Origin of the sequence: Mesorhizobium sp. M0991 (genome assembly GCF_040318915.1) — a bacterium.
Lineage (GTDB): Bacteria > Pseudomonadota > Alphaproteobacteria > Rhizobiales > Rhizobiaceae > Mesorhizobium.
The window spans coordinates 25,962-46,427 of record NZ_JAMYNE010000025.1 but is presented as its reverse complement, the minus strand read 5'-3'; the positions used below and the strand labels follow the sequence as shown (position 1 = coordinate 46,427).

Genomic DNA, 20,466 nt, shown 5'->3' with positions numbered 1-20,466 from the left:
GCCGTCATGGAGACGGTGCGCGCCGCCGACCATGACCGCTATCTCGCCGCGCTCTACGCGCCCGAAGACAAGCGGGACGCGGTGTTTTCGCTCTATGCCTTCAACGCCGAAATTGCCGGCATACGCGATCGCATCCGCGAAGCGCTGCCGGGTGAAGTCCGGCTGCAATGGTGGCGAGACATCATCGCCGCCGAAGAGGATCGCGCTAAGGTCGGCCATCCCGTGGCGGACGCGCTGAGGGCGACTATTTCCGCTCACCGCCTGCCCAAGGCCGCTTTCGACAATATGCTCGACGCGCGCATCTTCGATCTCTATGACGACCCGATGCCGTCGCGCACCGACCTCGAAGGCTATTGCGGCGAGACTGCCGCAGCACTTATCCAGCTTGCGGCGATGGTGCTCGATCCGGTCGAAGCACCGCGCTTTGCCGAACTTGCTGGCAGGGCAGGTTGTGCGCAGGCAATGACCGGTCTCCTGCTTCTACTGCCGCTGCATCGCAAGCGAGGGCAATGCTTTGTCCCGGCCGACATTTTGGCGGCGGCGGGATCGTCGCCGCAAGAATTCGTTACAGGCGACGGCGGGCCGGGCGCGGAACGCGCAGTGGCCGCGATGATCGCGCTGGCACGCGAGCATCTTTCCGCTTTCACGCAGGGGGCGTCCGCTCTGCCGGTTTCGCTGCGCCCGGCCTTTCTGCCGCTGGCGTTGTCGAGCGCCTATCTCAGCAAGATTGACGGCTCCCGCCATTCACCGCTTGATGGCGCGGTGCGGCTTTCGGCCTTGCGCCGGCATTGGCTTTTGTTCCGGCGCGCGACGCGGGGCTGGCCGGCGGTGTGAAGGCTGATTGCTAATGAGGAAATCCGGCCCGGCCGCCAAGCCGGGACTGCCGGCGGCGAGCATCGGCCCGGCCGAGTAGCTTCCATCACGATGGATCACTCGACCCGCCATCGCGCATCAGCGTTTCATAATCGCGACCGCCATAGAAGATGTTGACGATGCGAACGAGATCGTCGCTGACAACATAGGCGATAATAGCCGAGTGCTCGAACGGCACCGTTCGCAATCCTGGTGCAATGTCGTCGCGCGGCCGGCCGCCACGCGGTGCATTGCCGATGTTTCCGCAACGCAGCTTGATCCTGTCGACGAAATTGTCCGCAGCCGCTTCGCTCGCACCGCGGTTGACGATATAGCCGGCAATCGATACCAAATCCGTGATCGCGCCTTCGCTAAGAACTACGGCGAGACGCTGGATCATCGTTCCCCCTCGCCAACTCCGAAATCCTGCTCTTCACTCTCGTGATTGCCTGGTCCAGCGGAACGTCAGGCCTTGTGTCCTCGATCGAGGCCTTCACGCGCGCCCGGATCGAGGCCATGCGCTCGGCATGTTCTTCCTCTTCGCGCTGGAAAGCGCGAAGTGCCGCGCGGATGACCTCGCTCGCCGATCCGTAGGAGCCGTCCTCGACCTTTTCGCGGATCATACGCGCCATGGCGGGCGTTACGGTGACGGACAGTTTCTCAGCGGATTCCATGGGATTTTGGCCTCGCGATACAAAGTAGGATAATATCCTACTTCTCCGCCGCGCAACGCGCAAGAGCGGAGATCGGCACTATTCCGCAGCTTCCGCCCGGGAAGGCAGCCCCAGCCATTCGCGGCAGTCGGCCAGCGCGCGCGACGTCACGGCGTGCCGCTTGGCGACCGTCTTGTCCTTGCCGCGCAGCCGCTTGCCTTCGATCTTCGGCGTGTCCACGGGCGGGAACAGGCCGAAATTGACGTTCATCGGCTGGAAAGAGCGCTTTCCAGGCTCGTCGTCGGAGACAATATGGCCACCGGTGATGTGGTTGAGCAGCGCGCCAAACGCGGTGGTCAAGGGCGGCAGCGACGGCGCGTGGCCGAGCCGTTCTGCGGCGGCGAAGCGCCCGGCAAGCAAGCCTATGGCGGCGCTCTCGACATAGCCCTCGCAGCCGGTGATCTGGCCGGCAAAACGCAGGCCGGGTCGCGACTTCAACTGCAACGAAGCGTCGAGCAGCGTCGGCGAATTGATGTAGGTGTTGCGGTGCAGGCCGCCGAGGCGGGCGAACTCGGCATTCTCCAGCCCGGGGATGGTGTGGAAAATGCGCACCTGCTCGGCGTGCTTCAGCTTGGTCTGGAAGCCGACCATGTTGTAGAGCGTGCCCAGCGCGTTGTCCTGGCGAAGCTGAACGACGGCATAGGCCTTTACGGACGGATTATGCGCATTGGTCAGCCCCATCGGCTTCATCGGCCCGTAGCGCAATGTCTCGACGCCGCGCTCGGCCATCACCTCGATCGGCAGGCAGCCGTCGAAATAGGGCGTACCTTCCCACTGCTTGAATTCGGTTTTCTGGCCGTCGACCAGCGCCTGCACGAAGGCAAGGTACTGCTCCTTGTCCATCGGGCAATTGATGTAGTCCTTGCCGGTACCGCCGGGCCCGACCTTGTCGTAGCGCGACTGGAACCAGCAGATGTCCATGTCGATCGTGTCGAAATGGACGATCGGCGCGATGGCATCGAAGAAGGCGAGCGCGTCGGCGCCGGTCACTTCCGCTATCGATCGGGCGAGCGAAGGCGCGGTCAGCGGGCCGGTGGCAACGATTGCCTGGTCCCAGTCCGCCGGCGGCAGGCCGGGCACTTCCTCGCGTCGGATGGTGATGAGCGGGTGGGCTTCGAGCTTCCTGGTGACCGCTTCGGAAAATCCGTCGCGGTCGACGGCCAGCGCACCGCCGGCCGGCACCTGGTGCGCATCGCCGGCGCTCATGATCAGTGAACCGGCCAGCCGCATTTCGGCGTGCAGCAGGCCGACGGCATTGGTTTGCGCATCGTCCGAGCGGAAGGAATTGGAACAGACGAGCTCGGCCAGCCCGTCGGTCTTGTGCGCTTCGGTGCCGCGGACGGGACGCATTTCATGCAGGACAACGGGGACGCCGGCTTCGGCCGCCTGCCAGGCGGCTTCGGCGCCGGCGAGACCGCCGCCGATGACGTGAATGGGATTCTTGTCCATGAGCGCCGAAATAGTCGCTTGGCGCGAGGATTGCAATTACACGAATGAGCCGCGCTGTTGCCGCCACGCGCTGCAATCGTCTACTATCGCGAATGGGTGGGAGTCTCGGGGTCTTTGCCAGAGCGACATTTCTGACAGTCGTGACCGCGGTAGGCGGATCAGCGGCCGCCGGCGAACTGGCCGCGACGGCTCCCAAACGGATCCCCATATGTCACGGCTACGGTTGCAACTATCGCACAATGCTCGCGCTTGGCCCGAGTGACGGTGCGCGTTTCCGCTCTATCCTGCGTGCGGGTGCGGCTTCGCCCCAGGCCGAGCGTTCCGCTATTTCCAAGGCGGTCCGCTATTTCGAGCAACGCATTTTCCAGGCCATCGGCATTCGTGACCAGCCGCAGTCAGAATTCGGTGCCTCGCGCATCAGGGGCCAAATGGATTGTGTCGACGAATCGACCAATACGCATGCGTTGCTGGTCTATCTTGCCGAGCGAAAACTGCTCAGGTTTCACAAGGTCGAGGACAAGGCCTCGCGAGGCCTGTTTGTCGACGGGCGCTATCCGCATTGGACGGCGGTGATCAGCGACCGCGGCGATACGGAATGGGTGGTGGATTCCTGGTATGCGCCGATGGGCGGCGCGCCGGACATCTTTCCGCTGAGCCAGTGGAAGGAACGGGGCGTGCTGAAAAGCGGGGCGCTGGACTGACGATAGGGCCGTCCCGCAAAGACGGCTCTCCCCAAAGCAGCTTCGGAGTGCCTAGACCTGAAAACAACAACACCCGCCGGGGGAGGAGGTCCGGCGGGTGTCGTTTTGTTGGTCGATCCTCGGGAGGAGGTGAAGATCGACCGTATTCGTCATCGCCGGGGAGGAGGTCGGCTTTGACGAAATTCTTTTCGCCATTTGAAAGGGCGCGAAACCCTTTTTAGAAACAACTTAGAAACAGCGCCCGCCGAGGGAGGAGGTCCGGCGGGCGCCGTTTTTGTGGTCAACCCTCGGGAGGAGGTGAAGGCTGACCGTATCCGTCAGGGTCGGGGAGGAGGTCGACCCTGGCGAAATTCTTGTGGTTAGATCGCCCTGCGAGCGACCATCTTGATCTCGTCACGGACGATGCCGAGATCGTTGAGCTGGCGGTTCGACAGGCGACCCAGCTCGGTAACCGTCTCGCGGTAGACGCGCCAGTTACGATAGTTGCGGATCAGGTTCATTGTCGTTCTCTTTTCAAAACTGGTCGGACCATTTGCGGCCCGAAGGATTAGACCGCCTTGCGGGCGACGTAGTGAATGTCGCTGCGGCTGATGCCGAGGTCGGTCAGTTCACGGGTGCTCAGGCGGCTCAGCTCGGACACGGTGTCCCTATAGCGGCGCCAGTTGCGATAGTTGCGGATCAGGTTCATGGTATTCTCGTTTCGTCTTTCTTTCGGATCATTCCGTCTTTGTGTGCACCGTGAAAATAGGTGGGATCATATCGATTTAAAAGCGCTATTGGTGCATGGCAGCAATGCAAATTGTGCAATGCAACATTAACGCGCGTCCGGCTTTCCGCCCAAATCGGAAAATGCCGTAAGGTCAAACGCTTGGGCGCACGAGCTAAAAGGACGAAGCGAAAGGGGAGGGGCAATGGCGAGCTATTCGTCACGGGTCAGGTCGGATATCGCGCGATGGCAGCAGGCCGGCCTGATCGACGCGCCGACAGCCGATGCGCTGACGCGCGACGTCGAGGCCAACGAACGCAAATCGCTGAGCTTCGGCTCGATCCTGGCGATGATGGCGGCGCTGCTGTTCGGCGCGGCTATCCTGATTTTTATCGCCGCCAACTGGGAAGTCATCCCGCGGCTGGTGCGGGTCGCGGCACTTTTTGCCGTTATCCTTGCCGGCTATGTCGGCGGCGCGGTGCTGAAGATGCGCGACCATGCGGCGATCGGCGAGGCGCTGTGGATCGTCGCAGCGGCGGCATTCGGCGGATCGATCGCGCTGATCGGCCAGATGTATCATTTGTCGGGCGACGAGGCCTCGGCCTTGATCACCTGGGGCGTCGGCACGGCGCTGGCGGCGGTGGCGCTGCGCTCAAACCCGCTGACCGTCGCTGCCGTCGGCATCGCCGATGCCTGGCTGTTCCTGAGAGGGTTCGACTACTTCCGGCGCACGGAATTTCCGCATCTCTTCGTCGTCATGGCGCTGGTGCTGTTCGCCGTTTCGTTCTGGACGCGCAGCCAGGCGGCGCGCCACCTGATCATCCTGTCGGTCCTTTTCTACCTGGTGCTGTTGGTCATGGAGTACGACACGCTGCAAGTCGCCATCCCGCTCGTTGCCGCGTCGGTGCTGCTTTTTACCGCTGCGATCTTTGCTGCCGGGCCGGTCGAGAGTGTTTTGCAACTCGGCGGCAGGTTGCCCTTGCATGCGCTGATCGGCTTTCTCACCGGCCTGGCGATGATCCAGTTCGAACTGGCGGATGAAAGCAGCTACAGCAGCGGCTTCGCCATTGCCTCGGCTGTTGCGCTGGCCGGCATCGTCGCGGCGATCGTGCTGGGCGGCCGCGAGAGCCGGGGGCTGCGCTGGGTTGCCTATGCGGGCTTCGCCTTCGAACTCGCCATCATCTATGTGGTGATGCTGCAATCAATGCTCGACACGGCAGGCTTCTTCCTTGCGGCGGCGGTGCTTCTCGCCGTTCTGGCCTTTATTATCATCCGCATAGAAAAGCGCATGAACGCCTCGAACATGACAGGAGCGGCGGCATGATGACCGGCAAAAGACTGATCATCTCGGCGCTGGTCCTGGCGCTCGTCCAGATCGGCTTTCTGAGCTGGATCATCGCCGGACGCGCGGCGATCCTGCGCGACGGCAAGCAGGTCCTGCTCAGGGTCGAGCCGATCGATCCGCGCGATCTCTTGCGCGGTGACTATATCTCGCTTGGCTACGAGATTTCGCGCATACCGGTGAAGCTGATCGGCAACATTCCGGCCGGCAAGCTTTCCAGCGAGGAAACGTCGATCGTGGTCAGGCTGAAGCAGGGCGCCGATGGCTATTGGGGGCCGACCGCGGCTTGGTTCGGGCAAGCGCCGGTGCCGGCAGCATCCGGCGAAGCCGATATCGTCGGACACGTCTCCGAGGGCTGGGATATCAGCCAGGGAGCAACGACGATCGCGCCGGAGTACGGCATCGAGCGCTTCTATCTGCCGGAAGGCGAGGGGATCGCGATCCAGAACGATATGCGGGTGCGGCCGTTCGGCATCCGCGTGGCGATCGCGGCCAACGGCACGGCGCAGATCAAAGCGCTGGTGGACGGCGACAAGACACTGTTCGAGGAGCCGCTTTACTAGATCGCGCTACGGCCTTGGCAATGATCCTCCTTCGCCAAGGCTTCAGAGGAGCTTCGAGTGGCCTGCCACCCGAAGCTCGAAGAGCGAAGGGTGGTGCGGATGAAGGGACTCGAACCCCCACGCCTTTCGGCACTGGAACCTAAATCCAGGGCGTCTACCAATTCCGCCACATCCGCATTGCCCGGCCAATCCCATGTAGCCATCATTCTGTCAATGTCAGGGCCGATATCGGCATCATTGGCCGGAATGCAAAGATGGTTGAAAATCAGCGTCGCCTGTGACAAAAGGCGTGTCGAATGTGACGGGACGCGACGATCCGCTTCTGCAGAATGTGATAAGAAGTAGGAAAAACAAAGACTTATTCACATTTTGGAGCGTATTTCTGGAGGATTTGTGCCGCGTTGGGCGGACAGATCGCCAAGTCCCGCACCAAAAGCCATTCCCGGCAAGATCATACCGGCAGGCTGTAAACGGCAGGGGCCGTTTGACGGCCTCATTGGTGGAAACAAAGGTTTTATGATGCAGGTCACCGAAACGCTCAACTCCGGTCTCAAGCGCGAGATCAAGATCACCGTGCCGGCCGGTGACATGGAAGCCAAGCTGATGGCGCGGCTCTCCGATGCCAGGAACAAGGTCCGCATCAACGGCTTCCGCCCGGGCAAGGTGCCGGTGCAGCACCTGCGCAAGGTCTACGGCAAATCGTTCATGGCCGAAGTGGTCAACGAGATCCTCAACGATTCGACCCGTTCGATCATCACCGGGCGCGGCGAAAAGGCCGCCATGCAGCCCGAAGTGATCATGACGGAGGACGAGAAGGAGGCCGAGAAGATTCTGGCAGGCGGCGCCGACTTCGAGTTCCGCTTGAACTATGAGGTCATTCCGCCGATCGAGATCAAGGATTTCTCCGACATCAAGGTGACGCGCCAGGTGTTCGACGTGCCGGATGAAGAGATCGACGAGCAGGTCAAGCGTGTCGCTGAATCCGCCCGCACCTACGAGCCGAAGACCGGCAAGGCCGCCGAGGGCGACCGCGTGACCATCGATTATGTCGGCAAGATCGACGGCGAAGCCTTCAACGGCGGCGCCGGCACCGATCAGCCGCTGGTACTCGGCTCCAAGGAATTCATCCCCGGCTTCGAGGACCAGCTGGTCGGCAGCAAGGCTGGCGACGAGAAGCAGATCACGGTAACCTTCCCGGAAAACTACCAGGCGGCGCATCTGGCCGGCAAGGAAGCCACTTTCGACGTGACCGTCAAGGAAGTGTCGAAGCCCGGCGAACTTGAGATCAACGACGAGATGGCCAAAAACCTCGGCCTGGAGTCGCTGGAGCGCCTGCGCGTGGTGGTGCGCGGTCAGATCGAAAATCAGTTCGGCTCGATGACGCGCCAGAAGGTCAAGCGCCAGTTGCTCGACCAGCTCGACGCCGCCTACTCGTTCGAGGCGCCGTCCAAGCTCGTCGAGGCCGAGTTCAACAACATCTGGAACCAGGTCAACCGCGATCTCGAAGCCGCCGGACGCACCTTCGCCGACGAAGAGACGACTGAGGAAGAAGCGCGCGCCGAATATATGCGCCTTGCCGAACGCCGCGTGCGTCTCGGCCTGGTTCTCGCCGAAATCGGCGAGAAGGCAGGCGTCACGGTGACGGACGAGGAACTGCAGCGCGGCCTGTTCGAGCAGGTACGCCGCTATCCGGCCAGCCAGCAGCAGGAAGCCTTCGAATTCTATCGCAACAATCCCGAAGCGCTGAATACGTTGCGCGCGCCCATGTTCGAAGAGAAGGTGGTCGACCATCTGCTCGGCCAGATTTCGGTCACCGATGTCAAGGTCAGCAAGGAAGAACTGCTGGCCGACGACGAGGATACGGAGACGACCAAGGCAAAGCCGGCGAAGAAGCCGGCCGCGAAAAAAGCCGACGCCAAGAAGGCCGACGACGACGCTGAAGAGCCGAAGAAAAAGGCCGCGCCGAAGAAGAAGGCCGCCAAGGACGCTGAATAACGTCCCTGCTGAATTCCGAAAGGCCGCCTTCTCGAGGCGGCCTTTTTCGTTGTGGCGCAGACGCAACGGATTTCACGCATCTGGCGGTCGAGGTGGCGATACGAAGCTTTGATGATTATCTGCGCAGGGTTGCTGACCGCAGCGGTTGTTGGAGGCATCGTTGAGACAGTTCTTCGGTATCGGAAGCGTGATGGCGGCGGCATTCCTGCTTGCGTCGGTCTGCGGGATCGCTCAGGCTGATACGGTTCTCGACAACTGGCGGTTCGACAAGACCAGCGATGGCCTTGTCACCGCCTCGCTTTACGCGACCAACAAGCTCATCACCGGCGGCGGCGCATTGAGTTACAGCCCGGTATTGACGATCGCCTGCCGGACCGCCGGCGAACCGCGTTGGAGCGAATGGCTGCAGCTGAGCGACACCGTTTCCGCCAGCCGAACCATCGCCATGTCGGTGACTGTCGGCCAATCCGGCAAGCTCAACGAAAGCTGGTCGGTCGGCCCGCGCAGCAGGATGCTGGTCCGCGACGGTGCCGACGGCATCAGGCGACTGATTTCCGCGGACCGGCTGCTGCTGTCCTGGCGGTTCGGGCTGCTGTCGGGGCGCGGCAAAGCCGAGTTTGACCTAGCCGGAGTTGAAGAGGCGGTCGGCCGGATCGCCACCACCTGCAACACCAAATTGCCTTGAGCGCGGATTATCCGCATTAATCCATTCAATGATCGAACTCTACCTGCCGGCCGGGTTCTGTGGTATGTAGGTGCCGCAACTCCAGGCAGTGGATATCCGTTCTGCCATTCAAGAGCGCATGCCAGCGGACTAGATGTCGGCCTGTGCAGGTCAGCCAGGGCAAATTGGCGATCAGGGAGGAAATGCCATGCGTGCCATTGTGTTTTTTATCGTCATGTCCGTCGCGACCGTCATTGCCGGCCCCTCGTGGGCCCAGGATGCCGCGGCGGGTGAGAAGGTCTTCGCCAAATGCAAGGTCTGCCACGTGGCAGACAAGGACCAGAACAAGATCGGTCCGTCCTTGAACGGCGTCATCGGCCGAACGGCCGGGACGCATCCGGGGTTCAGCTATTCCAAGGCGATGACCGAGGCCGGCAAGTCCGGCGTCAAATGGGATGAGGCCACGCTGACCACCTACCTTCACGATCCGAAAGCGATGGTCAAAGGAACGAAGATGGCGTTTGTCGGCCTCAAGAAAGACGAGGACATCGCCAATGTCATTGCCTACCTGAAGCAATTCTCCAAATAACGCGGCTCTTCCGCCGGATCTTGGTATCGCAAACAGGTCGAGGCATAGCCTCGGCCGCAATCTGCCGGCAGCGTCAGGTGGGGAGGCGGCTCGTTGCAAAAAAGACATTGGCCGGCTAGGCTGCCGTTCCCATCGGTGGTCGTCTGAATGTCGACTGAAGAAAGCCGTCTCAAGGATACCGGCATCCGCCTCTCGGAGGCGACGGCGGGTGATTTCTTTGCGCTTTTGAAACCGCGAGTCATGGCGCTTGCCGTTTTTACCGCCTTCGTCGGCCTGATGATGGCGCCCGGCGTAATGAATCCAGTTATCGCCGTAATCGCCATCGGCGCAATTGCGGTCGGAGCAGGAGCCGCCGGCGCGCTCAATATGTGGTACGACGCAGACATAGACGCCTTGATGTCTCGCACGTCCAAGCGACCAATTCCGTCCGGTCGCGTCACGCCTGGCGAAGCTCTCGGCTTCGGTCTGGTGCTTTCCGCACTGTCGGTCATGACGCTCGGCGTGCTGGTGGGGTGGCTTGCCGCATCGCTGTTGGCGTTCACCATTTTTTTCTACGTCGTTATCTACACAATGTGGCTGAAGCGCTCGACGCCACAGAACATCGTCATAGGCGGCGCGGCAGGCGCCCTTCCTCCGGTGATCGGGTGGGCGGCTGCAACCGGCGCTATCGGTATTGAAAGTCTCATCCTGTTTCTGATCATTTTCCTCTGGACGCCGCCTCATTTCTGGGCGCTGGCCCTTTTCAAGGTCGGCGACTATGCCGCGGCGGGTATCCCGATGATGCCGAATGCGGCCGGCCAGCACTCGACCAGAAAACAAATCTTCGCCTATTCGCTGCTCTTGGCGCCAATCGGCGTTCTCCCTTGGGGCTTTGGCTTCGCGAGCGGATATTACGGCACTGTTTCAGCCGCATTGGGCGCAGGTTTCATTTGGCAGGCCTGGAAGGTTCTCGTCGCCGACAAGGAGATGAAGCCGGCAAAGGCGCTGTTTGCGTATTCGATTGTCTATCTTTTCGCAATCTTTGCGGCGCTGCTTGCCGACACCATTGTAATGCGAGTGGTCGCGTCAGCCGGCTATTGACACCTGCTCCAAAACATCACGTCGGCAGAGCACAAAATCCCAGCAACAGCAGAATAACGACGCCAAGGCCGAGTATGAGAACTGTCCTTCCATCCATGACCTTCACCTTCGACTAGAAGAGCATATCGAAAAACGGCGTCTGGAGCTAGTCAGGCTACCCGGGACCCTTACTCCCGGCCTTCCTACAAAGCGCGACAAGTCCCCCGCATGAGAGTATATTGATCATGGTGCAGGTCGCGGTTTGCGTGGGCCAATCATGCAGAACGGCAGCACAGTAAAACGCGACCTTACCGGACCTGGTCTGGAGGAATGGTCATGGCAAGCTTTCACGTGATAGCAGGTGCCAGCGAGACGCTGGAACACACCAGAGTTCGAAAAATCGGTGTCTCCGATCTTTTTGATGCGCTCAGGCGTGGGGTCGATGATTTTATGGTCAAGCCGTCGCACATCGTTTTTCTCTGCCTGATCTATCCGCTTGCGGGAATCGTGCTTGCTGTCTGGACATCAGGCAACAACACGCTGCCATTGCTGTTTCCGCTTGTGTCCGGCTTTGCACTGATTGGTCCGTTCGCGGCGATCGGCCTCTATGAGATCAGCCGGCGACGGGAAGCCGGGCTCGATGCCTCGTGGAGACACGCCTTTGAGGTCAGGAGTTCTCCGGCACTGCCGGCTATTGCAGCGGTCGGCATCATGCTGCTTGCGATCTTCATCGCCTGGCTTTTGACGGCCCAGATTTTCTATCAGACCCTGTTCGGCCCGGCGCCACCGCAATCGCTGTCCAGCTTCATCAGTGAAATATTCGCCACGGGACGCGGCTGGACGCTCATCATCCTGGGTCACGCCATCGGCTTCGTGTTCGCCGCGGTTGTGTTGTGCACCACGGTCGTCGCATTCCCGTTGTTGCTCGACCGCGATGTCGGGGCCTACGAAGCCATCCACACCTCGGTGCGCGTTGTCCTGGCCAACCCGATCGTGATGGCGGTGTGGGGCCTTATCGTCGCCGTCGCCCTGATCATCGGCTCGCTGCCAGTGTTCGCCGGGTTGGCAGTCGTGCTGCCGATCCTTGGTCATGCCACCTGGCATGTCTATCGGAAAGTTGTGGAATCGCCGCCGGCCACCAGACCGTGAGCTGAAAACCTGCCGTGCCCGTACCGGCGAAATGCCGGTGCGGGCAGGGTGGGGCAGAGCTTTCAATAGGCGGGGTGGCTGAAACGGGCCTGGCGCGCGTCCTTTGTCAGGTCGCGGAAATCTTTGCCGCTCACATGCACAAGCGTCTTGTGGTCGCCGCCCTCGAAATAGACTTCGGGAGCGTCGCCGAGGCTTTCGTCGAGGACCACCGGCACATCATAGGCAGCGCCGATCGGCGGCACGGCGCCGACGTCGCAATCGCCGAACAACGAGACCACCTCGTCTTCAGAGGCCAATCCAAGGGGCTTGTCCATGACATCCTGCAATGTCGCGAGTTCTATCCTGTGCGTGCTTGGAACCACGGCCAGCGCGTAGCCACGGTCGTGGTGAACGACAACCGATTTGGCCATTATGCTGCCAGGCACATGTGCCGCAATGGCGGATTGTCTGCTTGTCGCCGTGCGGTGATGCTCGACGGTGTCGTAGGAAATTCCTTTCCTATCGATGAAGTCCTTCAGTCTGTTTGCGATGGTCATCTTGGGCGCCCCTTGCTGGTGTTCGCGACGCATGTGGAAACGCCGGCATGGCCAGTCGTTTCCGATACCAACAGAAATGGACCAGCCGTGGATTGTTTCAAGGCGAAGGCTCCAGGACCGGACGGCCTGGATCCGGATTGCATGTCAGGGCCCGGCCCCGAAAAACGCCATTCTGGTGAGAAGCGTGTAGTCCGCTTCGAAGACCATCATCGTCACGAACACCAGAACCAGCACCGGCGGCAGGATGATCGCATATGTCAGCGCCAGCCGTTCCCAGGCCATGTGCATGAAGATGGCGACGATCAGCCCGGCCTTGAGGATCATGAAGATCAGGATCAGCGACCATCTGAGATAGCCGTGGAGGCCGAAATAGTCGACCAGATAGGAGCAGGTGCTGAGGATGAACAACCACGCCCAGACCACCAAATAGAGCTTGATCGGGTGCTCCTGATGAACCTCCGCCGGGGTAACGCCGGTCGTCGTCGCATCATGGGTATGGGCGCGGTCCAGCGTATGCTGTCCCAGGCCGTTTGCGGTTGCTTCAGCCATGTCCTGCCTCTCACCAAAGATAGAAAAATGCGAAAATGAACACCCAGACCAGGTCGACGAAATGCCAGTAAAGCCCCATGATTTCGACGTTCTCGTAGCGGCCCCTCCGGCTGGTGAAGAAGCCGGGCCGTCCGACGTCGTAGTCCCCGCGCCAGACCTTTCGCGCCACGATGATCAGGAAGATCACCCCGATCGTCACATGCGTGCCGTGGAAGCCGGTAATCATGAAAAAGGATGCGCCGAACTGTGCAGCGCCCCATGGATTGCCCCAAGGCCGGACGCCTTCGGTGATCAGCTTGGTCCATTCGAAGGCTTGCATGCCGACGAAGGTCGCGCCGAGTGCTGCGGTCAAAAGCATCAGGACTGCAGTCTTGCGGCGGTCGCGGCGATAGCCGAAATTGACCGCCATGGCCATCGTTCCGCTGCTTGAGATCAGCACGAAGGTCATTATGGCGATAAGGATCAACGGAATGTCGGAGCCGCCGATGCGCAGGGCAAAGACCTCGCTCGGATTGGGCCACGGCACGCGTGTTGAGATACGCGCGGTCATGTAGGAGAGCAGGAAGCAGCCGAAGATGAACGTGTCGCTGAGCAGGAAGATCCACATCATGGCCTTGCCCCAGGACACGTTTTTGAACGCCCGCTGATCCGAGGACCAGTCGGCGGCGATGCCTTGCCAGCCTGGGGGGCGCGGCCCCGTTCGGCCGATGTGGGTCAGTGTCGTCTCTGCCATCCGCCCGTTCCTCCTAGGTCAGCAACCCTCGGCAAATGTCGATTAAAGTCGAAGCCCAGCCGGCCAGAAGAGCAAAGATGGCGAGCCAGACGAAAAGCAGGAAATGCCAGTACATGGCGCACAGCTCGACACTGAGGCGAAGCCGGTGCGGCGGCGCTCCGTTCCAGGCGCCGACGCTCGTTCTGCCCAACCCGACCAGCCCCCCCAGTATATGCAGGCCATGCATTCCCGTTAGCAGGTAGAAGAAGCTGTTGGCCGGATTGGACGCCAGAAAATAGCCGTCCGCACTCAGTTCCCGCCATGCCACAAGCTGTCCGATCAGGAAGACGAGCGCTGTGAGCCCAGCGGTGGCGAGGCCGAGCCTGACCATGTCCACTTGACCCTTGCGCGCCGCGAGCGAAGCGCACTGTATCGCAATGCTGCTCAAGACCAGTACGCCGGTGTTAAGCCAGAGCAGGTGCGGGATGGGCAGCGGCCGCCAATCCGACAGCGCCATGCGCATGAAGTAAGCACTGGTGAACAGCGCGAACAGGCAGCCGACGACGGCAAGGAAGACGCCGAGACCGATCTTTGCGGTCGGCAGCGCCGATCGGTCCAGGGCGACAAAATCCCCGATCATACCTTGCTCGAGCCACGGCTTCGTCATTAGCCGCTGATGGGAAAGCCACCACCCAGCAATACCGGCGATCACGAGCAGGAAAACCAGGATTACGCTCATGCCGGCTCCCTGGAGGGCGCGAAGGAGCCCGGAACGTTTTGCGGTATGAAGTCCTCCTTGGCTCCCGGCACGCTGTAGTCATAGGCCCAGCGATAGACGATCGGCAGATCCTTGCCGAAATTGCCGTGGGCGGGCGGTGTTTCGGGCGTCTGCCACTCAAGCGTCGTTGCCCGCCACGGATTGCCGCCAGCCTCACGGCCATGGCGGATGCTCCAGATGAGATTGAACAGAAACACAATCTGGGCAAAACCGACGATAAAAGCCATGATGCTGATGAACGAGTTCAGGTGGTGGGCCGATTCCGTCATCACCGTCATGTCGGTCAATTCGTTGTAGCGCCGCGGCACGCCCATCAAGCCGAGATAGTGCATGGGAAAGAAGATCAGATAGGCGCCGAGGAAGGTGACCCAGAAATGGAACCGGCCCAGTGTCTCGTTCAGCATCCGACCGGTGACCTTCGGATACCAGTGATAGATCGCGCCGAAAATCACGATGATCGGGGCGACCCCCATGACCATATGGAAATGGGCGACGACGAACATTGTGTCCGACAGCGGAACGTCGACGACGACATTGCCGAGGAATAGCCCGGTCAACCCGCCATTGACGAAGGTGACGATGAAGGCCAGGGCAAAAAGCATCGGTATGGTGAGATGGATGTCGCCGCGCCACAGCGTCAGTACCCAGTTGTAGACCTTGATGGCTGTTGGAACTGCGATGATCAATGTCGTGGTGGCGAAGAAAAAGCCGAAATAGGGATGCATGCCGCTGACATACATATGGTGCGCCCAGACCACGAAACTCAGCGCGCCGATGCCGACGATGGCCCAGACCATCATGCGGTAGCCGAAGATGTTCTTGCGCGCATGGGTGCTGATCAGGTCGGACACGATGCCGAAGGCCGGAAGCGCAACGATGTAGACCTCGGGATGGCCGAAGAACCAGAACAGATGCTGGAACAGGATCGGGCTGCCGCCGCCATGCTGCAACTGTTCGCCCATCTCGACGATCGCCGGCATGAAGAAGCTGGTGCCGAGCGCCCGGTCGAGCAGCATCATCACGCAGGCGACGAACAGCGCCGGGAAGGCGAGCAGAGCCATGACCGTGGCGGTGAAAATACCCCAGACGGTGAGCGGAAGGCGCATCAGCGTCATGCCGCGCGTGCGGCCCTGCAGCACCGTCACGACATAGTTCAAGCCGCCCATGGTAAAGCCGACGATGAACAGGATCAGCGAGACGAGCATCAGGATGATGCCCCAGTCCTGGCCGCCTGGCGTACCGGTCATGATCGCCTGCGGCGGATAGAGCGTCCAGCCGGCACCCGTCGGTCCGCCGGGCGCAAAGAAGCTCGACACCAGGACCAGCACGGCGAGCAGATAGATCCAGTAGCTCAGCATGTTGACATAGGGAAAGACCATGTCGCGAGCGCCAACCATCAGCGGGATCAGATAGTTGCCAAAGCCGCCCAGGAAGAGTGCGGTGAGCAGGTAGATCACCATGATCATGCCGTGCATGGTGATGAACTGGTAGTAGGCTTCCGGAGTGATGAAGTCGAACGTGCCGGGGAAGCCGAGCTGCAGCCGCATCAGCCAGGACAACACCAGCGCCACCATGCCGATCGCCGTCGCCGTCGCCGAATATTGGATGGCGATGACCTTGGCATCCTGCGAGAAGACATATTTCGTCCACCAGCTGTGCGGATGGTAAAGTTCCATTTCCGCGACTTCGGCCGGCGGTACCGCATCTGCAGGTGTGATATCGACCATAGGAACACCTCCGTGCCCTTTTCGGCCAGCCCGACAGTTCGGGCTTGCCGCACTATTTTCAATCCCGACGGCGCGCCGTCGTTCCGGTTTCCTACTCTGCCGAGCCCATCTGCTGGGGCGCGGACAGCTGCGCAAAAGTCTGCTGCTGGCCAAGCCACGCCAGATAGTCTTCCTGAGTATCGACCATGACCACGCCATGCATCATCGGATGTCCCTGGCCGCAGAGTTCGGCACACAGGACCTGGAAGGTTCCGGTCTTGGTCGGAGTGAACCAGAAATAGGTGACCGAGCCCGGGATCATGTCCATCTTGGCGCGGAATTCCGGCACGTAGAAATCGTGCAGCACATCGATCGAGCGGAGCAGCATCTTGACCGGTTTGCCAACCGGGAGGTGCAGGTCGGCCGCTTCCACTACGACATCGTCCTGGCCGTTGGCATCGGCGGCGATCACGCCGAGTGGATTTTCAGCGTTGACGTCGCGGGTGTCCGATGTGCCGAGCTTGCCGTCCTTGCCGGGGAGGCGGAAACTCCATTGCCACTGCTGGCCGACGACTTCGACCTCGGTTGCGTCGCTTGGAACGGTAACGAACCGGCTCCAGACGAACAGGCCGGGAACCAGCAAAGCCGTGACGCCAACCGCGGTGACGACCGTCAGCCAGGATTCGAGCCGCCTGTTCTCAGGTTCATATGCCGCCTGATTGCCTTCCCGATGACGGAAGCGGAAGACGCAATAGGCCATGAAAAGAACCACGGCGGCGAAGACGACGCCGGTGATCCAGAAAGTTATAATGATGGTGTTGTCGATATAGTCCCAGTTTGAGGCAATCGGCGTCCACCACCATGGGCTCAGGAAGTGGAACAACACCGAGCCCACGACTATCAGAACGAGTACAAGCGCAACGGCCATGTCCCGGTTCCTCCCGGTATTCCAAGCGGCGCAAAGCCGTCCCGGGAAATACCAAGTGCATCATAACTTGATTTGCGATGAAAATTCTAGAGCCGGCTGTGGGAAGGGCAAAAATACCATTTCTCTGTGCTGGCGGTCCTTCGCATCGGATGAATGGGATGTCCCGCAATCCTGGCCGTCGAACGCGGATTGTCACCGACCCTAATGCGCCATCCTTCTCGGGACTCGTCCAAACAAACTGCCATCCGGCCTCCGGCGGCTGTTGCCGAGAGGCCGGCAGACGACCCATCGATCCGTCAGGCCTAAAAAGGGCGCCGGGTGGCTGCGCCTGCTAGGCGGCGGACTGGGTCGGAGGGTTCTGGTACATCATCCAGAGCTCGATCGCGGCCAGGACGGCGACCAGAATGCCGATCACGACATGCACGGTCATCGCCGTTGTCGCCTGGAATCCAAGCACCCAGGGAGACACGAGGACCCACAGTCCGACGACCAGATTCACCCACTCTTCCCACACGGCAAATGCCGCGAGGGCGGCAATCGAAAGCACGACGATCAAGATTCCACTGCCGAGGGCGTTCTGCGTCTGCGGGCCTGCCGCAAAGGCGAAGATCCAGGGAGAAAAGAACAGAATTGCCCCAAGGATCAGGTTGGCTACGTCACAGAGCCTGGCGTTTGTCCACTGGTTCATGGCATCCTCCATAGGGAGCGTTTATGGCTCCCGAGTTCGGCAAGGTGGTGCCTCGGCGCGATACGCCCGAAGCCGCTCACTCCGTGTCACGGCAGTGCCCTTGCCCGGCCGGAGTTGCGCATCTGGCGAACTCCAGTCAAATCCGGCTATCTAACTGATTTCCGGGCTTTATGTTCCATTGGGCACCGACACGCCTGGATCAATTGATGGTGATCGAGCAAATCCAAAGCTGCCTGGTCAGGGGCGGCGGGGCGGCGGCGCGTAGCTCATTCTGTCTTTTTATCGAGCCGGTGAAACATTTCTCGGCGATCGCAGTTCTTGGATCCAGAGGAATTGAATAAGGGCAACCTAATTGCGCGGGAGGAGCACGGACGGCACAACTATAAATACGCTCTGCATAGAATACTTTGCAACGGGAAGCTCTCGCTTGTCTTGGTTGCCGCCGAAGCTTGTTTGAAAGACGGCGGTTGCCGCCGAAAAGATTTTCTAAATGAAAATAGCCCAGATCGCGCCGCTAACCGAATCCGTGCCGCCCCGAACCTACGGTGGAACCGAGCGAATTGTGTCGTATCTGACCGAAGAACTTGTCCGACAGGGCCACGAGGTGACGCTGTTCGCCAGCGGCGATTCTCGTACCTCAGCCGAGCTGGTGCCGTGTTGCGAGGTCGCGTTGCGCCTGAATCCCAGGGTTCTGGACGGTGTTCCGCACCATGTCATGATGCTTGAACGGGTGCGCCGGCGAGCCGATGAATTCGAAGTTTTGCATTTCCACGTCGATGTTCTGCACTTCCCCATAATTCGGGATTTTGCCAGACGAACGGTTACCACGCTTCACGGCAGGCTCGACCTGCCCGATGTGGCGCAGCTTTATGCGATGTTCGACGACGTTCCCCTGGTCTCGATTTCCTTCGACCAGCGCCGGCCCATGCCGCCCGTCAATTGGGTTGGAACCGTGCATCACGGCCTGCCCCGCGATCTTTTGCCATTCCACCCGAACACCTCTGGCTATCTTGCATTTCTCGGTCGTATCTCGCCGGAAAAGGGGCCGGAAACGGCCATAGAAATAGCAGCGCGAGCCGGGTTTCCCCTGAAGATCGCCGCCAAGATCGACAAGGTGGACCAGTCGTTCTGGAAGGAAAGGGTCGAGCCGCAAGTGCTGCGGCATTCGAACGTGGAGTTCATTGGCGAGATCGATGAGCGGCAAAAGGCGGATTTTCTGGGCAATGCGAAAGCGCTTTTGTTCCCGATCGACTGGCCGGAACCCTTCGGGCTCGTAACGATCGAAGCAATGGCCTGTGGTACGCCGGTGATTGCGTTCCGGCGTGGCGCCGTCCCGGAGATCATCGATCACGGTGTGTCCGGATGGATCGTGGATACGGTGGAGGAAGCTGTGGGCGCGCTCCGGCGGATAGACAGCCTCGAGCGCGCACGAGTGCGGCAGACGTTCGAGAAGCGGTTCACGGTCGAGCGCATGTGCAGCGATTATGTGGCACTCTACCGAGCACTCACGAGCGGCACAGCAGACGCAGTTGACCCCGCAAACGAGCTCTCCAGAAACATCGCGATGGTGGCCGCGGGGGCTGAGGAACCGACTAATCCACATGCAGACCACGACGGCGGCGTCAGGGAGCGCCTGCGGGGTCTTGTCGCCGGGCGCGGCGATTGCGCCAGAAGCCTTTGATCAGCAGCAAGCCTTCCTGGGCCATGGCTTTTGCGAGCGCTGGCGCACTGCCGCCCGGTCCGGATTGACGCGCGATACTTTCGCTGCAAAGGTACTTTAACGACTTGTTTACCATGCGTCAGTCAGGGGTGGGGGGAATTTGGAACGGTTTCTGGGCGCGAACCGCCTTAATTGGGATGATCGGGCCGAACTGCACTCGACCGACACAACGGGCAGCTACCACATCGAGAATGTGCTGGCCGGCGGATCCAATCTCTATGAGCTGGAAACGCGCGAGCTCGGCGATATCGCCGGCAAGGATATCGTCCACCTGCAGTGTCACATCGGTCTTGACACGATCAGCCTTAAGAATCTCGGCGCGGGCAGTGTGACCGGGCTCGACTTTTCACCGACCGCGATCGCCGCGGCGCGGGATTTTGCTGCGAAGGCAGGCACCGACGTGCGCTTCGTGGAAGCGCCACTGTTCGAGGCGGTGGAAGCGCTCGGTCGGACCTTTGACATCGCTTACGTTACTTGGGGTTCGGTAAACTGGCTGGACGACGTGTTCCGTTGGGCGCGGGTGGTTGCCGATCTCCTGCGACCCGGCGGCCGCCTCTACATGGCCGAGGGCCATCCATTGATGTTTCAGTGCGATCGAAAGGCCGCGGCCCTGGAATTGAAGCACGACTGGCGAACGCCGATAGCTCGGCCGCTCGCCTGGAACGAGGAACTGACCTACACCGGCGATGACCGCATCTTGAAGCATCCTCGCTATTATGAGTGGATCCACCCGATCAGTGACGTGGTGAATGCGCTGATTTCAGCGGGTCTGACGCTCGATTTTCTCAATGAGCATGACACGGCTTCGTGGCAGCACTTTTCATTTGCAGTGCGGGCCGGCAAGGATATGTACGGCCTGCCCGAGAACTCTCCCAAGATACCGATGGCCTATTCCATTGGCGCGACGAAGCGCAGCGTCGGCAAGATACCATACTTTGTGTCTCCCAAGGCGATTGAGGGCCACTAGTCCAGGCCAACACTCTTGAGTACTCGGGTCGGAGCGTCGAAGTGTGCAATCGCGCTCGCGCTCCTCGATCTTCCGAGCAAGCCTGGTCTAGCTGGCCTCT

23 protein-coding genes and 1 tRNA gene are annotated in these 20,466 nt (G+C 60.7%); 11 read left to right on the top strand and 13 right to left on the bottom strand.

Annotation, left to right across the window (positions count from 1 at the left end):
- Positions 1-6 precede the first annotated feature (6 nt).
- Complete coding sequence (locus tag NKH70_RS27360; protein ID WP_502908405.1) at positions 7-834, top strand: phytoene/squalene synthase family protein; 828 nt, start codon at positions 7-9, stop codon at positions 832-834.
- An 85-nt stretch (positions 835-919) separates the two neighbouring features.
- Here NKH70_RS27360 and NKH70_RS27355 read toward each other — a convergent pair whose 3' ends face one another.
- The 3 genes from NKH70_RS27355 to trmFO all read right to left on the bottom strand — a co-directional run bounded on the left by NKH70_RS27355 (position 920) and on the right by trmFO (position 3,014).
- Complete coding sequence (locus tag NKH70_RS27355) at positions 920-1,252, bottom strand: type II toxin-antitoxin system RelE/ParE family toxin (RefSeq protein ID WP_352719168.1); 333 nt, start codon at positions 1,250-1,252, stop codon at positions 920-922.
- The gene (locus tag NKH70_RS27350) at positions 1,224-1,526 is read right to left on the bottom strand and encodes a type II toxin-antitoxin system ParD family antitoxin (RefSeq protein ID WP_352719169.1); all 303 of its coding nucleotides are present in this window, start codon (positions 1,524-1,526) and stop codon (positions 1,224-1,226) included. Before NKH70_RS27350 ends, NKH70_RS27355 begins: the two co-directional genes overlap by 29 nt.
- A 78-nt stretch (positions 1,527-1,604) precedes the next feature.
- Entirely contained in the window at positions 1,605-3,014 is a 1,410-nt protein-coding gene (gene trmFO, locus NKH70_RS27345; protein WP_353026617.1) for a methylenetetrahydrofolate--tRNA-(uracil(54)-C(5))-methyltransferase (FADH(2)-oxidizing) TrmFO, read from the bottom strand.
- A gap of 239 nt (positions 3,015-3,253) precedes the next feature.
- On the opposite strand from trmFO, the gene NKH70_RS27340 reads away from it, so the two are divergent.
- Complete coding sequence (locus NKH70_RS27340) at positions 3,254-3,715, top strand: hypothetical protein (RefSeq protein WP_352719171.1); 462 nt, start codon at positions 3,254-3,256, stop codon at positions 3,713-3,715.
- Between the two features lie 359 nt (positions 3,716-4,074).
- Here the strand turns inward: NKH70_RS27340 and NKH70_RS27335 are convergent, their stop codons facing one another.
- Positions 4,075-4,215 carry a DUF1127 domain-containing protein gene (locus NKH70_RS27335; protein WP_023678914.1) on the bottom strand — a complete coding sequence of 47 codons (141 nt, stop codon included), beginning with the start codon at positions 4,213-4,215 and terminating at the stop codon, positions 4,075-4,077.
- Between the two features lie 47 nt (positions 4,216-4,262).
- Positions 4,263-4,403, bottom strand: coding sequence for a DUF1127 domain-containing protein (locus NKH70_RS27330; protein WP_091596947.1), 141 nt, complete (start codon positions 4,401-4,403; stop codon positions 4,263-4,265).
- A 223-nt stretch (positions 4,404-4,626) separates the two neighbouring features.
- On the opposite strand from NKH70_RS27330, the gene NKH70_RS27325 reads away from it, so the two are divergent.
- A complete protein-coding gene (locus NKH70_RS27325; protein WP_352719172.1) occupies positions 4,627-5,745 on the top strand; it encodes a DUF2157 domain-containing protein in 1,119 nt (372 codons plus the stop codon).
- The gene (locus NKH70_RS27320; protein WP_352719173.1) at positions 5,742-6,326 is read left to right on the top strand and encodes a GDYXXLXY domain-containing protein; all 585 of its coding nucleotides are present in this window, start codon (positions 5,742-5,744) and stop codon (positions 6,324-6,326) included. Before NKH70_RS27325 ends, NKH70_RS27320 begins: the two co-directional genes overlap by 4 nt.
- Positions 6,327-6,417: 91 nt before the next feature.
- Here NKH70_RS27320 and NKH70_RS27315 read toward each other — a convergent pair.
- Positions 6,418-6,502 (bottom strand) — tRNA-Leu (locus NKH70_RS27315).
- A gap of 343 nt (positions 6,503-6,845) precedes the next feature.
- Between NKH70_RS27315 and tig the strand changes: the two genes are divergently transcribed.
- The 5 genes from tig to NKH70_RS27290 all read left to right on the top strand — a co-directional run bounded on the left by tig (position 6,846) and on the right by NKH70_RS27290 (position 11,782).
- Positions 6,846-8,321, top strand: coding sequence for a trigger factor (gene tig, locus NKH70_RS27310; RefSeq protein ID WP_352719249.1), 1,476 nt, complete (start codon positions 6,846-6,848; stop codon positions 8,319-8,321).
- Between the two features lie 160 nt (positions 8,322-8,481).
- Entirely contained in the window at positions 8,482-9,006 is a 525-nt protein-coding gene (locus tag NKH70_RS27305) for a hypothetical protein (protein ID WP_352719174.1), read from the top strand.
- A 187-nt stretch (positions 9,007-9,193) separates the two neighbouring features.
- A complete protein-coding gene (locus tag NKH70_RS27300) occupies positions 9,194-9,574 on the top strand; it encodes a c-type cytochrome (protein WP_352719175.1) in 381 nt (126 codons plus the stop codon).
- A gap of 147 nt (positions 9,575-9,721) precedes the next feature.
- A complete protein-coding gene (locus NKH70_RS27295) occupies positions 9,722-10,654 on the top strand; it encodes a heme o synthase (protein ID WP_353026614.1) in 933 nt (310 codons plus the stop codon).
- 315 nt (positions 10,655-10,969) lie between these two features.
- On the top strand, positions 10,970-11,782 hold the full coding sequence (locus tag NKH70_RS27290) for a DUF2189 domain-containing protein (RefSeq protein ID WP_352719177.1): 813 nt from the start codon (positions 10,970-10,972) through the stop codon (positions 11,780-11,782).
- Between the two features lie 62 nt (positions 11,783-11,844).
- Here the strand turns inward: NKH70_RS27290 and NKH70_RS27285 are convergent, their stop codons facing one another.
- From NKH70_RS27285 to NKH70_RS27255, 7 genes are all read right to left on the bottom strand, one after another.
- On the bottom strand, positions 11,845-12,318 hold the full coding sequence (locus NKH70_RS27285) for an aminoacyl-tRNA deacylase (RefSeq protein ID WP_352466993.1): 474 nt from the start codon (positions 12,316-12,318) through the stop codon (positions 11,845-11,847).
- A 144-nt stretch (positions 12,319-12,462) separates the two neighbouring features.
- A complete protein-coding gene (locus NKH70_RS27280; RefSeq protein WP_353026611.1) occupies positions 12,463-12,867 on the bottom strand; it encodes a cytochrome C oxidase subunit IV family protein in 405 nt (134 codons plus the stop codon).
- A gap of 10 nt (positions 12,868-12,877) precedes the next feature.
- Positions 12,878-13,600, bottom strand: a complete 723-nt coding sequence (locus tag NKH70_RS27275; protein ID WP_352719179.1) for a heme-copper oxidase subunit III family protein — start codon at positions 13,598-13,600, stop codon at positions 12,878-12,880.
- A 13-nt stretch (positions 13,601-13,613) separates the two neighbouring features.
- Positions 13,614-14,318, bottom strand: a complete 705-nt coding sequence (locus NKH70_RS27270) for a cytochrome c oxidase subunit 3 (RefSeq protein ID WP_352719180.1) — start codon at positions 14,316-14,318, stop codon at positions 13,614-13,616.
- Positions 14,315-16,084, bottom strand: a complete 1,770-nt coding sequence (ctaD, locus tag NKH70_RS27265; RefSeq protein ID WP_352466989.1) for a cytochrome c oxidase subunit I — start codon at positions 16,082-16,084, stop codon at positions 14,315-14,317. The genes NKH70_RS27270 and ctaD overlap by 4 nt, the downstream gene beginning before the upstream one ends.
- A gap of 91 nt (positions 16,085-16,175) precedes the next feature.
- A complete protein-coding gene (gene coxB / locus NKH70_RS27260) occupies positions 16,176-16,991 on the bottom strand; it encodes a cytochrome c oxidase subunit II (protein WP_352719181.1) in 816 nt (271 codons plus the stop codon).
- Positions 16,992-17,322: 331 nt separating this feature from the next.
- On the bottom strand, positions 17,323-17,679 hold the full coding sequence (locus NKH70_RS27255) for an SPW repeat protein (protein ID WP_051409696.1): 357 nt from the start codon (positions 17,677-17,679) through the stop codon (positions 17,323-17,325).
- 490 nt (positions 17,680-18,169) lie between these two features.
- Between NKH70_RS27255 and NKH70_RS27250 the strand changes: the two genes are divergently transcribed.
- Entirely contained in the window at positions 18,170-19,360 is a 1,191-nt protein-coding gene (locus NKH70_RS27250) for a glycosyltransferase family 4 protein (protein ID WP_352719182.1), read from the top strand.
- Between the two features lie 139 nt (positions 19,361-19,499).
- Entirely contained in the window at positions 19,500-20,366 is an 867-nt protein-coding gene (locus NKH70_RS27245; RefSeq protein ID WP_353026608.1) for a class I SAM-dependent methyltransferase, read from the top strand.
- Positions 20,367-20,466 lie beyond the last annotated feature (100 nt).

Excerpts from the sequence above, each read along its gene's own strand:
- NKH70_RS27360 (WP_502908405.1), top strand. The coding sequence starts at position 7 with ATGGAGACGGTGCGCGCCGCCGACCATGACCGCTATCTCGCCGCGCTC.
- NKH70_RS27355 (WP_352719168.1), bottom strand. The coding sequence starts at position 1,252 with ATGATCCAGCGTCTCGCCGTAGTTCTTAGCGAAGGCGCGATCACGGAT.
- NKH70_RS27350 (WP_352719169.1), bottom strand. The coding sequence starts at position 1,526 with ATGGAATCCGCTGAGAAACTGTCCGTCACCGTAACGCCCGCCATGGCG.
- trmFO (WP_353026617.1), bottom strand. The coding sequence starts at position 3,014 with ATGGACAAGAATCCCATTCACGTCATCGGCGGCGGTCTCGCCGGCGCC.
- NKH70_RS27340 (WP_352719171.1), top strand. The coding sequence starts at position 3,254 with ATGCTCGCGCTTGGCCCGAGTGACGGTGCGCGTTTCCGCTCTATCCTG.
- NKH70_RS27335 (WP_023678914.1), bottom strand. The coding sequence starts at position 4,215 with ATGAACCTGATCCGCAACTATCGTAACTGGCGCGTCTACCGCGAGACG.
- NKH70_RS27330 (WP_091596947.1), bottom strand. The coding sequence starts at position 4,403 with ATGAACCTGATCCGCAACTATCGCAACTGGCGCCGCTATAGGGACACC.
- NKH70_RS27325 (WP_352719172.1), top strand. The coding sequence starts at position 4,627 with ATGGCGAGCTATTCGTCACGGGTCAGGTCGGATATCGCGCGATGGCAG.
- NKH70_RS27320 (WP_352719173.1), top strand. The coding sequence starts at position 5,742 with ATGATGACCGGCAAAAGACTGATCATCTCGGCGCTGGTCCTGGCGCTC.
- tig (WP_352719249.1), top strand. The coding sequence starts at position 6,846 with ATGCAGGTCACCGAAACGCTCAACTCCGGTCTCAAGCGCGAGATCAAG.
- NKH70_RS27300 (WP_352719175.1), top strand. The coding sequence starts at position 9,194 with ATGCGTGCCATTGTGTTTTTTATCGTCATGTCCGTCGCGACCGTCATT.
- NKH70_RS27295 (WP_353026614.1), top strand. The coding sequence starts at position 9,722 with ATGTCGACTGAAGAAAGCCGTCTCAAGGATACCGGCATCCGCCTCTCG.
- NKH70_RS27290 (WP_352719177.1), top strand. The coding sequence starts at position 10,970 with ATGGCAAGCTTTCACGTGATAGCAGGTGCCAGCGAGACGCTGGAACAC.
- NKH70_RS27285 (WP_352466993.1), bottom strand. The coding sequence starts at position 12,318 with ATGACCATCGCAAACAGACTGAAGGACTTCATCGATAGGAAAGGAATT.
- NKH70_RS27280 (WP_353026611.1), bottom strand. The coding sequence starts at position 12,867 with ATGGCTGAAGCAACCGCAAACGGCCTGGGACAGCATACGCTGGACCGC.
- NKH70_RS27275 (WP_352719179.1), bottom strand. The coding sequence starts at position 13,600 with ATGGCAGAGACGACACTGACCCACATCGGCCGAACGGGGCCGCGCCCC.
- NKH70_RS27270 (WP_352719180.1), bottom strand. The coding sequence starts at position 14,318 with ATGAGCGTAATCCTGGTTTTCCTGCTCGTGATCGCCGGTATTGCTGGG.
- ctaD (WP_352466989.1), bottom strand. The coding sequence starts at position 16,084 with ATGGTCGATATCACACCTGCAGATGCGGTACCGCCGGCCGAAGTCGCG.
- coxB (WP_352719181.1), bottom strand. The coding sequence starts at position 16,991 with ATGGCCGTTGCGCTTGTACTCGTTCTGATAGTCGTGGGCTCGGTGTTG.
- NKH70_RS27255 (WP_051409696.1), bottom strand. The coding sequence starts at position 17,679 with ATGAACCAGTGGACAAACGCCAGGCTCTGTGACGTAGCCAACCTGATC.
- NKH70_RS27250 (WP_352719182.1), top strand. The coding sequence starts at position 18,170 with ATGAAAATAGCCCAGATCGCGCCGCTAACCGAATCCGTGCCGCCCCGA.